This window comes from uncultured Phyllobacterium sp. (assembly GCF_902479695.1).
GTDB lineage: Bacteria > Pseudomonadota > Alphaproteobacteria > Rhizobiales > Rhizobiaceae > Phyllobacterium > Phyllobacterium calauticae.
In genome coordinates this window covers 15,170-29,230 of record NZ_CABSQF010000038.1, presented here as the reverse complement: position 1 = coordinate 29,230, position 14,061 = coordinate 15,170, and the positions used below count along the sequence as shown (strand labels likewise).

Annotated in this window: 13 protein-coding genes; 3 read left to right on the top strand and 10 right to left on the bottom strand. The window is 60.1% G+C overall.

Annotated elements, in window-relative coordinates; genetic code table 11:
- Nucleotides 1–180: 180 nt before the first annotated feature.
- The 4 genes from RDL77_RS19330 to RDL77_RS19315 are packed head-to-tail and all read right to left on the bottom strand — an operon-like array spanning nucleotide 181 to nucleotide 5,379.
- Nucleotides 181–738 carry a sarcosine oxidase subunit gamma gene (locus RDL77_RS19330; protein WP_288194341.1) on the bottom strand — a complete coding sequence of 186 codons (558 nt, stop codon included), beginning with the start codon at nucleotides 736–738 and terminating at the stop codon, nucleotides 181–183.
- Complete coding sequence (locus RDL77_RS19325) at nucleotides 731–3,736, bottom strand: sarcosine oxidase subunit alpha (protein ID WP_288194340.1); 3,006 nt, start codon at nucleotides 3,734–3,736, stop codon at nucleotides 731–733. The genes RDL77_RS19330 and RDL77_RS19325 overlap by 8 nt, the downstream gene beginning before the upstream one ends.
- 3 nt (nucleotides 3,737–3,739) lie before the next feature.
- Complete coding sequence (locus tag RDL77_RS19320; protein WP_223615953.1) at nucleotides 3,740–4,099, bottom strand: sarcosine oxidase subunit delta; 360 nt, start codon at nucleotides 4,097–4,099, stop codon at nucleotides 3,740–3,742.
- 26 nt (nucleotides 4,100–4,125) lie between these two features.
- Nucleotides 4,126–5,379, bottom strand: coding sequence for a sarcosine oxidase subunit beta (locus RDL77_RS19315; protein ID WP_288194339.1), 1,254 nt, complete (start codon nucleotides 5,377–5,379; stop codon nucleotides 4,126–4,128).
- 410 nt (nucleotides 5,380–5,789) lie between these two features.
- Here RDL77_RS19315 and rpsU point away from each other — a divergent pair, with 410 nt between their 5' ends.
- The 3 genes from rpsU (at nucleotide 5,790) to RDL77_RS19300 (ending at nucleotide 7,609) form a co-directional block, all read left to right on the top strand.
- Nucleotides 5,790–6,041, top strand: a complete 252-nt coding sequence (gene rpsU, locus RDL77_RS19310) for a 30S ribosomal protein S21 (protein ID WP_099997993.1) — start codon at nucleotides 5,790–5,792, stop codon at nucleotides 6,039–6,041.
- 113 nt (nucleotides 6,042–6,154) lie between these two features.
- Entirely contained in the window at nucleotides 6,155–7,000 is an 846-nt protein-coding gene (locus RDL77_RS19305) for a tetratricopeptide repeat protein (RefSeq protein WP_288194351.1), read from the top strand.
- A 9-nt stretch (nucleotides 7,001–7,009) separates the two neighbouring features.
- Nucleotides 7,010–7,609 carry an NAD(P)H-dependent oxidoreductase gene (locus tag RDL77_RS19300; protein WP_288194338.1) on the top strand — a complete coding sequence of 200 codons (600 nt, stop codon included), beginning with the start codon at nucleotides 7,010–7,012 and terminating at the stop codon, nucleotides 7,607–7,609.
- 52 nt (nucleotides 7,610–7,661) lie between these two features.
- Here RDL77_RS19300 and RDL77_RS19295 read toward each other — a convergent pair whose 3' ends face one another.
- From RDL77_RS19295 to RDL77_RS19270, 6 genes are all read right to left on the bottom strand, one after another.
- Nucleotides 7,662–9,062, bottom strand: a complete 1,401-nt coding sequence (locus RDL77_RS19295) for an NAD(P)(+) transhydrogenase (Re/Si-specific) subunit beta (RefSeq protein ID WP_223615950.1) — start codon at nucleotides 9,060–9,062, stop codon at nucleotides 7,662–7,664.
- A 10-nt stretch (nucleotides 9,063–9,072) separates the two neighbouring features.
- Nucleotides 9,073–9,483 (bottom strand): NAD(P) transhydrogenase subunit alpha, encoded by a 411-nt coding sequence (locus tag RDL77_RS19290; RefSeq protein WP_223615949.1) that lies wholly within the window; start codon nucleotides 9,481–9,483, stop codon nucleotides 9,073–9,075.
- On the bottom strand, nucleotides 9,483–10,808 hold the full coding sequence (locus RDL77_RS19285; RefSeq protein WP_288194337.1) for a Re/Si-specific NAD(P)(+) transhydrogenase subunit alpha: 1,326 nt from the start codon (nucleotides 10,806–10,808) through the stop codon (nucleotides 9,483–9,485). The genes RDL77_RS19290 and RDL77_RS19285 overlap by 1 nt, the downstream gene beginning before the upstream one ends.
- A 162-nt stretch (nucleotides 10,809–10,970) precedes the next feature.
- Entirely contained in the window at nucleotides 10,971–11,192 is a 222-nt protein-coding gene (locus tag RDL77_RS19280; protein ID WP_223615947.1) for an aa3-type cytochrome c oxidase subunit IV, read from the bottom strand.
- Between the two features lie 147 nt (nucleotides 11,193–11,339).
- Nucleotides 11,340–11,486: a DUF3096 domain-containing protein gene (locus RDL77_RS19275; protein WP_091878304.1), complete on the bottom strand. Its 147-nt coding sequence runs from the start codon at nucleotides 11,484–11,486 to the stop codon at nucleotides 11,340–11,342.
- 118 nt (nucleotides 11,487–11,604) lie between these two features.
- Nucleotides 11,605–13,911: a bifunctional diguanylate cyclase/phosphodiesterase gene (locus RDL77_RS19270; protein WP_288194331.1), complete on the bottom strand. Its 2,307-nt coding sequence runs from the start codon at nucleotides 13,909–13,911 to the stop codon at nucleotides 11,605–11,607.
- Nucleotides 13,912–14,061 lie beyond the last annotated feature (150 nt).

The window sequence follows — 14,061 nt, the reverse complement described above, 5'->3', positions numbered from 1 at the left end:
AAACCACTCTCGCGACGCGACCGCGCGAATCGGCAGCCATCGGCATTCTCATTATGGCAAAGCACGGCGCAATTGTGATCGATAACTTCACCGGCGATCAATCTGCACACTATTATTACGCGGGGCTGTCAAATACTCGCGCATTCGGCAAAAAGATCATCGTTGCTTCCGGTCCAACCGTCAGACTGCAACATCCCGCGCGGATTCCTGCAGAAAGCTGTAGGCATAGCCGGAGAAGGAGCGCCAGCATTCAACCCGGAACGTGTCCTCGGCCGTCCGCCACAGCACGATCTCGATCTTGCCGAGCACCGTGCGTGAGGCCGCGCCGACCGGAAAGGCGCCGAGCGACAGGTCCTGCGGGCAACCGCCATTGACAACAGCGTCGGCACCCTTGCCGGAGACAATGATCCCGACATTGCGATGGGAGACGTCGACGGCGGAATGCAGCACCTTCACCTTGGCAAGATCGGCCACCAGCGAACTGCCGTCCACGTCGAGAAGAAGCCATTCATCCGGACCGATCCACAGGGCCGCACGGTTGCCCTGACTGGTCGTTGTCTTCGGCTTCAGCGGCAGGGACAGGCCAAGCGCCTTGGACAGCGCCGCCACCGCATCGGGCCGTGCCCGCAGCGAAACGCGGGTGGCGTTATCAGCAAGGGTTACCGATACGGACCCGACCCCGGCATGGCCGGTCTGCAATGGATGCGCACGCTGCGCTGCTTGAGCAAGGTCAGCCATTCAACCGTTCTCCCTTTTCGTCGAAGAACACCGTTCCGGTCACTTCCACTTCGATCACACCATCGGGCATCGGCACATAGAGCGTTTCACCGAGCCGCTTTGTTCCGTCGATCACCAGGGCCATGGCAATCGACCGGCCGCAATTCTGCGACCAGTAGGAGGACGTCACATGGCCGATCATCGTCATCGGCACGGGCTGGTTCGGATTGGCGACGATCTGCGCGCCCTCCTCCAGCACCACATGGGCATCTTTGGTCTTCAGGCCAACCAGCTGCTTGCGGCCATCCGCCACCAGGTCGCGGCGCAACAGGCCGCGAATGCCGACATAGTCCGTCTTGTTCTTGCCGATGGCCCAGGTCAGGCCCGCATCCTGCGGCGTCACCGTGCCGTCCGTGTCCTGGCCGACGATGATATAGCCCTTCTCGGCGCGCAGCACGTGCATGGCCTCGGTGCCGTAGGGCGTCAGGCCCAGCGGCTTGCCGCGCTCGTAGACGGCTTCCCAGACGGCCCGGCCATAGTCGGCAGGCACGTTGATTTCATAGCCCGCTTCACCGGTGAAGGACATGCGGAACAGGCGTGTCGGCACACCGCATATCCTGCCTTCGCGCACGCTCATATGTGGCATGGCTTCATTGGAAAGGTCGATGCCTTCCACCAGCGGCGCGATGATCTCGCGGGCTTTCGGCCCCTGCACCGCAATGACGGCCCATTGCTCGGTCGTCGAGGTCAGCCAGACGTTGAGATGCGGGAATTCCGTCTGCAGATAGTCTTCCATGTGGTTCATGACGCGCGGCGCACCGCCGGTCGTCGTCGTCACGTGGAAGCGATCCTCGGCCAATCGGCCAACGACGCCGTCATCATAGATGAAACCGTCTTCGCGCAGCATGATGCCATAGCGCAGGCGGCCGACACCGAGTTTTTCCCATGGATTGGTGTAGAGCAGCTCGAGGAATTTTGCCGCATCGGGGCCGACCACTTCGATCTTGCCGAGTGTCGAGGCGTCGAAGATACCGGCCTGGTTGCGCACGGCGACGCATTCGCGGTTCACCGCCGCATGCATGTCTTCGCCTGCCTGCGGATAGTACCAGGCGCGCTTCCACTGCCCGACATCCTCGAAGGCCGCGCCCTGTGCCGCATGCCACGCATGCATCGGCGTGCGGCGGGTGGGATCGAACAGGTCATGGCGGGCATGGTTGACGATTGCACCGAAGGTCACCGGCGTGAACGGCGCACGGAAGGTTGTCAGGCCGACGGCCGGGATCGGCCGGTTGAGCGCTTCAGCGGCAATGGCCAGCCCGTGCAGGTTGGATGTCTTTCCCTGATCGGTGGCCATGCCGTTGGTGGTGAAACGCTTGACATGCTCGATGGAATGCATGCCTTCGCGCACCGCAAGGCGCACGTCCTTGGCGGTCACGTCGTTCTGGAAATCGACGAAAGCCTTGACCGTCGTATCGGCACCGGCACCCGGCGCCGAGCCGATCATGCCGAGAACCCAGTCGGTTCCGCCCGTTGCCTTGAGTGCTACGGTCTTGCCCTTGAAACCGGCCTCACCGGCGAGCTTGCCGCCGGCGGCAACGGCTTCGTCCAGCGCCTGCTGCAGCCCGTCGCTGCCATTGCAGGCACCGACCGAGACGCAATCCTGCGCATAGGTGCCGGGCAGGAACCGCTCATTGGCAGCATCCCACGCCACCTTGCCGCGCGACTGCGAAAACAGATGCACGGAGGGCGTCCAGCCGGCGGACATGATCAGCGCGTCGACAACGACCTTGCGCTCATTGCCGCCCTTGTTCGGGCGGATGCTGATGGAGGAGACGCGGCGCTTGCCGCCGGCGCTGAACACCGCATGCCCGGTCACGACATCGATGCCGAGTGAACGGGCTTCTTCGATAACCGGCGAAGACGGATTGTCGCGCGTATCGACAATGACGGGGACATCGACGCCGGCACGCTTCAGGTCAATGGCCGCCGCATAGGCGGAATCATTGGCGGTATAGACCCCGACCTTGCGGCCGACCGCGACACCATACTGGTTGAGATAGGCGCGCGCTGCCGAAGCCAGCAGAATGCCGGGACGGTCATTGTTGGCGAAAACCATGTGCCGTTCGATGGCACCGGTTGCCAGAACAACCTTCTTGGCGCGCACCTGCCACAGGCGTTCCCTCGGCATGTCGGAACCCGGATTGCTCAGATGATCGCTGATCCGCTCGACAAGGCCGACAAAATTCTGGGCGTAGTAACCGAACGCCGTGGTGCGGGTGAGAACCGTGACATTCTCCAGAGCACGCAGGGATGCCAGCGTTTCCGTCGCCCAGTCATAGCCCGGCTTGCCGTCGATGGTCACGTCGGTCTCGTAGCGCAGGGCACCGCCCGCTTCCGCCTGCTCATCGCAGATGATGACCTTGGCACCCGTCTGCGCGGCACTCAGCGCAGCGGCCAGACCAGCGGCACCGCCGCCGACCACCAGCACATCGCAATGGGCGAAACGGTTCGAATAGCGGTCCGTATCGGCTTCACCGGGAACAACGCCAAGACCGGCCGCAGCGCGGATCTTTGGCTCGTAGATGGTTTTCCATGCGAACTTCGGCCACATGAACGTCTTGTAATAGAAGCCTGCGGGCAGCATGGGCGAGAATACGTCATTGATCGCACCAACGTCGAAGGTCAGCGACGGCCAGCGGTTCTGCGACTTGACCTGCAGCCCGTCATAGATCTCCTGCACGGTCGCCCGCACGTTCGGCTGCTTGCGGGATTTGTCCCGCTCGATATCAACAAGCGCATTCGGCTCTTCGCTGCCTGCGGAGAGGATGCCGCGCGGACGGTGATATTTGAACGAACGGCCGACCAGATGAATGCCGTTGGCCAGCAGCGCCGAGGCCAGCGTGTCGCCTTCAAGACCCGTCAGGCTCTGCCCGTCAAAGGTGAAGCGGACGGTCTTCGCCGGGACCAGGCGGCCGGCACCGGCAATACGGTTGCTTCCGGAGTGGGATGGAATGCTCATGGCTTACAGCTCCCCTTTCTTGGCGCGGGGGGCGCGTTTCTTTGCAGGTTCAGCATCGGAAACGGTTTCCGGATTGAGAAGCGTTTCGACATCCGGGCGCGGCTCGCCCGCCTTGTAGACGGTCAGGAACTTGTCGGAGACGGAATCGCGCACGGCATTGAAGAAACGTCCGCAGCCATGGATATGCCGCCAGCGCTCGAACTGCAGCCCCTTGGGGTTCTGGCGGAAATACAGGAAGGCGGCAAAGTCTTCGTCCGATTGTTCCGATATGGCCGGGGAGCGCACGAGATGCGCTTCACCCGCGTTGCGGAATTCCAGTTCCGGGCGCTCTTCTTCGCAATAGGGGCATTTGATGAGAAGCATTGTCGTCGTCTCGTTTCTTGAATCTGTCAGTGCGCCACGGCGGCGGCAGCGGCTTCGTCGATCAGGCGCCCGGTGGTGAAGCGCTCGAGCGTGAACGGCGCATTGATCCGGTGCGGCTCGTCCCGGGCGATCGTGTGGGCGAACACATTGCCGGAGCCGGGCGTTGCCTTGAACCCGCCGGTACCCCAGCCGCAATTCACGTAGAGGCCGGGGACAGGTGTCTTGGCGAGAATCGGCGAACGGTCCGGCGTCACGTCGACGATGCCGCCCCAGGACCGCAGCATTTTCAGCCGTGTCAGCACCGGGAACATTTCGCAGATCGCATCCAACGTGTGATTGATGATGTGCAGGCCGCCGGTCTGGGAATAGGACGTATACTGGTCCGTCCCCGCGCCGATGACCATTTCGCCCTTGTCGGACTGCGAGATATAGGCGTGCACGGTGTTCGACATGATCACGCAGGGGATCAGCGGCTTGACCGGCTCGGATACCAGCGCCTGCAGCGGATAGCTTTCCAGCGGCATGCGCACGCCGGCCATGTTCATGATCACCGAGGTATGACCGGCGGCCACCACACCGACCTTCTTGGCATTGATCGGGCCACGATTGGTATCGACACCGACAACCGCGCCATTGGGCGCGCGGCGAATGCCGGTCACTTCGCAGTTCTGGATGATATGCACGCCGCGATCGGCAGCCGCGCGGGCATAGCCCCAGGCGACTGCATCATGGCGGGCGGTGCCGCCGCGCCGCTGCAGGGCCGCGCCGATGATGGGATAGCGCGCATCGGCGGAGAGGTTGATCGGCGGGCAGAATTCCTTGACCTGTTCCGGCGTCAGCCATTCATTGTCGATGCCGTTCAGCCGGTTGGCGTGGATATGGCGCTTGAACACCTGGACGTCGTGGATATTGTGCGCCAGCATCATCACGCCGCGCGCCGAATACATGACGTTGTAGTTGAGGTCCTGGCTCAGGCCCTCCCACAATTTCACCGCATGTTCGTAAATGCCGGCCGATTCGTCATAGAGATAGTTGGACCGGATGATCGTGGTGTTGCGGCCGGTGTTGCCGCCGCCCAGCCAGCCCTTTTCCAGAACTGCGACATTGGTGATGCCATGTTCCTTCGCCAGGTAGTAGGCGGTGGCAAGACCATGTCCGCCAGCGCCAACAATGATGACGTCATATTCCGACTTGGGTTCGGGCGACGTCCATTGCTGCTCCCACCCCTTGTGGGCACGCAATGCCTCGCGGGCCAAAGCAAACACTGAATATTTCCGCATCATTCAATCCTTTGCAGAGCTTTCGGCCATACCGGTGACCTTGGCAGAGCGTTTTGTTCCACGATTTGCGAGAGCAGTATCCTGTCCTGAAATCGACATCGATTTTCAAGCGCAGGATCGCACTTTTATGCATCAGTAACGCATCCGCTCAAAGGTCTTTTGCCATTTTGCGACGGAGATTGGCGTTCCGTGCCGGTTATTCTAAAATTGCACGGGCGCGTGAACCGGCGGCGGGGAAGAATATCCGCCATTTTAAACAGCTTCACCATGGACATTCCATTGCCATTCTGATAATGGCCTCGTCAGTTTGCGATGGATGACCGTCGCGAAGTTTGGATTGCTGACCCACTGACCAAGGATATGGGTTCGGATTCAAGCTCAACGAAATTCTAAGAGATACAGGATAAAACGTGCAGGTACTCGTACGCGAAAACAATGTTGATCAGGCTCTCCGCGTTCTCAAGAAGAAGATGCAGCGCGAAGGCATGTTCCGCGAAATGAAGATGCATGATCATTACGAGAAGCCCTCGATCAAGCGCGCCCGCCAGAAGGCAGAAGCCATCAGCCGCGCCCGCAAGCTTGCCCGCAAGCAGGCACAGCGCGAAGGTCTTCTGCCAATGCCAGCACGCAAGGCACCGGTCCGCGCTTCTGCGGCTCGTTGATCAGCATTTATTAACGCCTTGACACAATAACGGGGTGGAGTGGCTTGCGTCACACCGCCCTTTTTGCGTTTTCGATTGAACGGGATACCAAGAGTATGACACATTCACTTGAAATGGTTTCGTATCGCGACCCGCAATCGGTATTCAAGGCGTTGCGCACCACCGGACTGGTGATCGCTTCGGTTCTCACCCTGGCGGTTGCCGGGTGCCAGACCTCGACCAGTGACATGACCGGGATCGACAAGGCGCAAGGGTCTTCCGAGAACATCAGTTCGCTCGACAGCGTCATCCGCAGCAATCCCCGTGATCCCGAAGCCTACAATGTGCGCGGCTCCGCTTTTGGCCGGGCCGGCCGCAACAGCGATGCGATCAAGGATTTCAACACGGCGTTGCAGTTGAACCCGAATTTCTACCAGGCCTATGCGAACCGCGCGCTGGTCTACCGCAACATGGGCAACACGGCCCAGGCGGCAGCGGACTACAGCAAGTCCATCCAGATCAATCCGCAATATGACGCCGCCTATATCGGCCGTGGCAATCTCTACCGCCTGTCGGGGCAGCTCGACCGCGCCTTCAGCGATTTCCAGCAGGCCATCCAGCTCAACACCACCGATCCCCGCGCCTATCACAATCGCGGCCTGATCTATCAGGCGCGCGGCCAGCACAAGCAGGCGATCGAAGATTTCTCCACGGCGATCTCGCTGCAGCCCGATGCCGCCGAGCCCTATAACGGCCGCGGCATTTCCTATGTGGCCATGGGCGATGACGACAACGCCTTTGACGATTTCAACAATGCGATCAAGCTGGACGGCACGATTGCCGAGGGTTGGGCCAATCAGGCGCTGATCTATGAGCATCGCGGCGACAAGGCCCGCGCGGCGAAATCCTACGCCAAGGCGGCACAGCTCGATCCCAAGTACAAGCCTGCCCTTGATGGCCTGGCGCGCACGCGCTCCTGATCCCATCCCATGAAGCGGTTCGTCGTTGTTTCCGCTCACCCCCTGAAAGACAGCCTGTGCGGGCACCTGACCGCGTTGGTGGCGGAACAGATTGCCGCGTCACCGCATGAACTGCAGCTGTTCGATCTTTATCGGCGTGGTTTTGATCCCAGGCTTTCGCCCGAGGAAAGGCAAAGCTACTACACCACGCAATACGATGCCTCCGGCGTCACGGACGACGACGACGCCTTGCAGAATGCGGATGTGCTCATCCTGATTTTTCCCACCTGGTGGTTCGGACTGCCTGCCATCCTGAAGGGCTGGATCGACCGGGTCTTCGTGCCAGGCACTGCCTACGATCATGCGCCGGACTTCGGCCGGATGATCCCCCGTCTCAACGCCATGACCGCGTGCATCGCCATCACCACGCTCGGATCGCCCTGGTGGATCGACCGGCTGATCATGTTCCGTCCGGTGCGCCGTATCCTGGGCACGGCCATCATCGGCACCTGCGCACCCAAGGCGCGCTTCTCTATGCTGTCGCTCTACAACTGCGAGAAACTCGACCCTGCCCGGCTGGCCGCATTTGAGCAAAAGATTCAGCGGACAATCCAACAGACCTTGAAATGAAAAAGCCCGCCGATGCGGCGGGCTTTCAGTTGATATGTCGGAGGCAACCGGATCAGTGATCCAGCGCCTTGACGATGTTTTCGACCATCTTCTTGGCGTCGGCAAACAGCATCATCGTGTTGTCGCGGAAGAACAGTTCGTTCTCGACGCCGGCATAACCGGAGCCCATGCCGCGCTTGATGAACAGAACCGTGCCAGCCTTGTCCACATCGAGGATCGGCATGCCGAAGATCGGTGATTTCGGGTCGGTCTTCGCCGCCGGGTTGGTGACGTCATTGGCACCGATGACGAAAGCCACGTCGGCCTGCGCAAACTCGGAGTTGATGTCTTCCAGCTCGAATACTTCGTCATAGGGAACATTGGCTTCGGCCAGAAGCACGTTCATATGACCGGGCATACGGCCCGCGACCGGATGGATGGCATATTTGACTTCCACACCCTCAGCCTTCAGCTTGTCGGCCATTTCACGCAGGGCGTGCTGGGCCTGCGCCACCGCCATGCCGTAACCCGGCACGATGATGACCTTGGAGGCGTTCTTCATGATGAAGGCGGCATCGTCGGCCGAGCCCTGCTTGACCGGGCGCTGTTCGACTTCACCGGCCGCAGCACCACCGGTCTCGCCGCCGAAGCCGCCGAGAATGACCGAGATGAACGAGCGGTTCATGCCCTTGCACATGATATAGGACAGAATGGCACCGGAAGAGCCCACCAGCGCGCCGGTGATGATCAGCGCCAGGTTGCCAAGAGTGAAGCCGATACCGGCCGCCGCCCAACCCGAATAGGAGTTGAGCATCGACACCACGACGGGCATGTCGGCGCCGCCGATCGGCACGATGATCAGTACACCCAGAACCAGCGAGAGCAGGACGATCAGCCAGAAGACGAAATGGCTTTCGCTCATCACCAGCGCCACGACCAGCACGACGATTGCAATCGCCAGGCCCGCATTGAGCACATGGCGGCCCGGCAGCATGATCGGTTTGCCGGACATGCGGCCGTCGAGCTTGAGGAAGGCGATGATGGAGCCGGTAAAGGTGATCGCGCCGATGGCGACACCCAGCGACATTTCCACCAGCGCCTGCCCGTGAATGGAGCCGACTTCGCCGATCCCGAAGGAGTTGGGCGAGTAGATGGCGGCCGCAGCCACCATGACGGCGGCCAGACCGACCAGCGAGTGGAAGGCGGCAACCAGCTGCGGCATGGCCGTCATGGCGATGCGCTTGGCCGTATAGGCACCGACGCCGCCGCCGATGGCAAGACCGATGACGATGAGGCCAAGACCTCTGAAGCTCGGCTCGGCAAGGGTGAGTGTGGTGAGGATCGATATGCCCATGCCGATCATGCCGTAGAAATTACCCTGACGGCTTGTGGTGGGATGCGACAGGCCGCGCAGCGCCAGAATGAACAGGACGCCGGAGACAAGATAAAGAAAAGCTGCGAGATTTACGCTCATTGCCCAGGTCTCACTTTTCTTTTTTCTTGTACATGGCGAGCATGCGATGGGTCACAAGGAAGCCGCCAAAGATATTGACGCTGGCAAGCACCAGGGCGATGAAGCCGAAGCCGGTGGCAAAACCGCTGGCCGACAGGCCAACCGCAAGCAGCGCACCGACGACGATAACCGACGAGATGGCGTTGGTGACGGCCATGAGCGGCGTGTGCAGGGCCGGTGTTACCGACCAGACCACGTAATAGCCGACAAAGATCGCCAGCACGAAGATCGCGAGGCGGAAGACGAAGGGATCGACGGCACCGCCGGTCACCGCATGGGCCGCAGCGCCGGCTGCTTCCGGCATGTTTTCAGCCACCTGGCGAACCGTTTCGGCCGCCTGATTGAGACTATCAAGCGCTTTTTCGAGTGCGGTATCAGCCATCACGCCTCTCCTTCAGTCGTTTTGGGGGCCGCCGTTTTGGGCGCGGTTTTCTTGGGTGCGGCTGCTTTTTTCGGCGCTGCCTTGGCCGCAGCTTTCTTGGGCTCTGCCTTTGCCTCCGCCGGTGCGGCTGGCGCTGCCTTGGCCGCAGCCTTTTTGGCTGCGGGTTTCGCCGCAGGTGCGGCAGCCATTGTTGCCGCTGCGGCAAAGTTCGGATGGACCACCTTGCCGTCATGGGTCAGCACGGTTGCCTTGACCAGCTCGTCATCAAAATTGATCTTGATAACCTTGGCATCCTTGTCGACCAGCGTCTCGACGAAAGCCAAGAGGTTCTTGGCGTAGAGCTGCGAGGCGGTCGCTGCGATACGGCCGGCGACATTGAGATGACCGACGATCTTCACACCGTCGACATCGACGGTCTTGCCCGCCACAGCCCCTTCGACATTGCCGCCGCGCTCGACAGCGAGATCGACGATGACCGAGCCAGGACGCATGCGCGCATACATTTCCCGGGTGACGAGCCGCGGTGCGGGCCGTCCGGGAATGAGCGCTGTGGTGATGATGATATCCTGCTTGGCAATATGGTCGGCAACCAGCGCCGCCTGCTTTGCCTGATATTCCTTCGACATTTCCTTGGCGTAGCCGCCGGCGGTTTCAGCCGCCTTGAACTCGTCGTCCTCGACGGCGAGGAATTTCGCACCGAGCGAAGCGACCTGTTCCTTCACGGCGGGGCGCACGTCCGTCGCGGTGACGACGGCGCCCATGCGGCGCGCCGTGGCAATCGCCTGCAGACCGGCAACGCCGACGCCCATGATGAAGATCTTGGCCGCAGGAACGGTACCGGCCGCCGTCATCATCATCGGCAGGGCCCGGTCATATTCCCCGGCAGCATCGACCACCGCCTGATAGCCGGCAAGGTTGGCCTGGCTCGACAGCACGTCCATGACCTGCGCCCGCGTGATGCGCGGCATGAATTCCATGGTGAAGGCGGTGACACCCGCATCGGCCAGTTCCTTGACGGCAGCATCGTTGCCGTAAGGGTCGAGCATGGCGATGACAACAGCGCCCTTTTTATAGGATTTGAGCTCAGCCGTGGATGGACGCCGGACTTTCAGAACGACATCGGCATTGCGGATGTCGGCGGTTTTGCCGATGGTCGCGCCCGCCGCTTCGAATTCGCGGTCCGGAATGCGGGACAGGACACCCGCGCCGCCTTCCACAATGACTGAAAAACCAAGACCGATCAGTTTCTTGACCGTTTCCGCCGAACCGCCAACCCGCGGTTCATTTACGTCGGTCTCTTTCGGTATGAACAGTGTCTGAGCCAAGCCCTCACCCCCAAGCATGTTGCCACTATACAGGCAGTGGCCCGAAGACCAGCGCGCCTGCCCCGCTATGACGATTGGCAATCCTGGTGATGGGCCCGCTCATGCAAGCGGATGTCAACAGGATTATCCGCCCGGCTCATGAACAACGCTGATGGAGCGTGTTTACAGAACGAACCAGGCAGCAACGCAAATAAGAATAAACAGAATAGTTGCGGAGAAGAACCCGCCAGCGAAAAAGCCGAACGCCATCGCAGCTACCAAAGCGATGCAGACAACCGCACCCCATTTTGAAAGAGCAATGAACAGATCATACGTCTTTTCATGCTCGTTGTAGTCCATGGGTGCACCCAGTTCTGCGGGCGCCGTGTCGTGATGTTCAGCCATCTTCAAACCTCATAAAGTCTTAGTCCTATTGGCAATAGCGAAAAGCCTGCAGCAGCGCAATGCGCAGATGGTCGCTGAAAAGCCTCTCAATCGATAAAAATGGCAACTGCGCTGATTTTACCGGCCGGGCCTTTCTTCCCGCTGCACTCAGCTGAGCAGATGCGGGAAAAGTCCGGTCACGCCGATGATGATGAGATAGAGCGCAACCACGTAATTGAGCAGGCGCGGCGCGATCAGGATGATGATCCCGGCGATCAGCGCGACGAGCGGCGCAATGGCAATTTGTGCAATCATGACAGCGATACTTTCCTGTTGAGTCTGGCTTTGTCAGCGGGGGGAGTTTTCGACAAGATCGGGAGCAGGTCAAGCACAAGCACGCAGAACATGGCGCGGCAGTTGCCGCTGCCGCCGGTCAGCTGGCCGCAGCGATCTCGCTGTTTCGCGGCTTCACCGGCAACTGCACCATCTCGATATCGAAGTTCTTGGCGATATTCTCCGCCGTGGTGGCCGCGCCATAGAGAAACCCCTGCACATATTCGGCGCCGATCCAGCGGTTGATCAAGGCAAACTGTTCCCGCGTCTCAAGACCCTCGATTGTCACGGACAGGCCCAGCTCATGCGTCATCTGGACGATGCCGCGCAGAAGCTTCAGGGAACGGCCTTCCTCTGTGATATCGGTGATGAAGGAGCGGTCGATCTTCACCTTGGTGACCGGCAGATCCTTCAGATAGCTCAGGCTGGAATAGCCGGTGCCGAAGTCGTCGATGGCAACCTGCAGCCCCATGGCCTTGAGGCTCTGGAGAACGCCTCCCGTCGCCTCGCGGTCCGTAATGATCGCCCCTTCCGTCACCTCGACTTCAATCAGTTCCGGCTCCACATTGTGGCGATGCAGGGCAGAGCGGATGATGTCGGCCATGTCCATGTTCTGCAGGTCGTGCGACGACAGATTGATGGAGACCGCAATCCGCGACCCCCAAAGGCTGCAATCCTTGATCGCCTGCTCCACAACGTTTTGGGTCAAATCCGAGATCAGCCCCATCTCTTCCGCCATGGGAATGAACTCCGCCGGGGAAATCTGCCCGTATTCCGGGTGGTTCCAGCGCGAAAGCGCTTCGCACCCGACCATGCGCAGGGTACGGACATTGATGATGGGCTGATAGGCGACCGACAGGGTGCCCTCGGCAATGGCCTTGCGCAAATCCGACTTGAGCCGTTGTTTGCTGCGGAAGGAATGGTCCATCGTCTCGACGAAAACCATCCACTGTTTCTGGCTGTCCTTCTTGGCGACATCGAGCGCCAGATCGGCATTCATGTGCATGACCGCAAGATCAAACTCCGCCGCGCAGACGATCACCACACCGGCATGCGCGCCGGTCAGGATTTCATGACCGGAGATCGTGTACTGCCCCGATATGGCCGCCATGATGCGCTCCACACTCTGCAGCACGTCATCGCGCGTGCCGGCGGAAAACAGCAGCACGAATTCATCGCTGCCGAAGCGCGAAATGACCGGATGCGTCACGTCGATCGAGGCAAGCCGGTCAGCAAAGGCGCGCAGCAATTCATCGCCAATGCGATGGCCGAACGTGTCATTGGTCCGCTTCAGACCGTCGACATCGACAACCATCAGCGCGATCTGCGTGCCCGGCTCGATGCCATCGGTATAGGTCCTGGCAATCTCGGCGAACTGGCTGCGATTGGGCAGGCCCGTCAGGCTGTCATAGCGCGCCATGCGGCTGATCTGCGCCTCCGCTTCCGCCCGCCGGGTCACATCCTGGAAAATGAGTACCGTGCCGTGCTGCGGGTCCGGCGTTGCCGTGAATTCATAATGGCGCTTGGCGGGAGACATGAACATGTCGCGCTCCTTGCGCCCGCTGAGCAGGTCCTGCATCTTGCCGGACAACGAAGCCTGCGTCTCCTCGGGAAAATAGGCTTTGACCCGGGCAAGCCGCAGCAGGCTCTGCAGGGAATGGCCGTGAACCTGCTCCGGCTCGTCAAAGCCCATCATTTTCGCCGCCTTCATATTGGCGACGGTGATTGTCTGGTTGCGGTCGAACATCAGCAACCCTTGCGGCATGCCGTTCAGCGCGGCGTCGAAGTGGCTGACAACGACGCTCAATTGCTGTTTGCCCAGCAGTGCATCCCAGAGCGATTGCCGCAGCTTGGATGCGATCCGGATATTGCTCCAGAAATAGGGAAGGATCAGCAGCGCCAGCAGCCAGTTGTAAATGCCGCCCAGAAGCACGAATGTCAGGAACAGCGGCGCCAGAATGCCAATGGACATGCCGATGACGACCGTCGGTGAAACGTAGTTGCGCGTCACCAGCGCCACCATCGACGCGACAACGATTGCGACACTGGTGATAGCAGCCGAGGGGTCCGCGAGAACATAGATACTGACCAGACAAAGCAGGCCGAGAAGGATGCACGTGCTGATGGCCCCGAGGAGATAGCGCCACTCCCAGGTCCGCAGGTCCGCCATGGTGGCGGATGAAAGATCTTTTCGTTCGAATGCGCTGGCGTTTGCAGTACGCCCAAGGACAATCAAGAAGAATGCGAGGGCAAAGGCCGCATAAATGGGATGATCGGTTTTGACATAAATAACCAATGTCGCAAGAATCTGGATGACCGAGGTCCACCAGACAGCCTTCTTGTTCGCATAAAGCGTGCGAAGGAACAAAATTTCGAGAAAAATACTCTCGTTGCGTTCAATTTTCATCAAAATGTCCGTGAATAACTGTACCCATAATTGGATACGTTAACGAATACTTTCGAACAAACGCCAACGATACTCAGATTATGTATGAGGCATGCATTTAGAATATTTATTTGCCCCCCATGTCAAACTGATATTTATCAAATGGGAAAC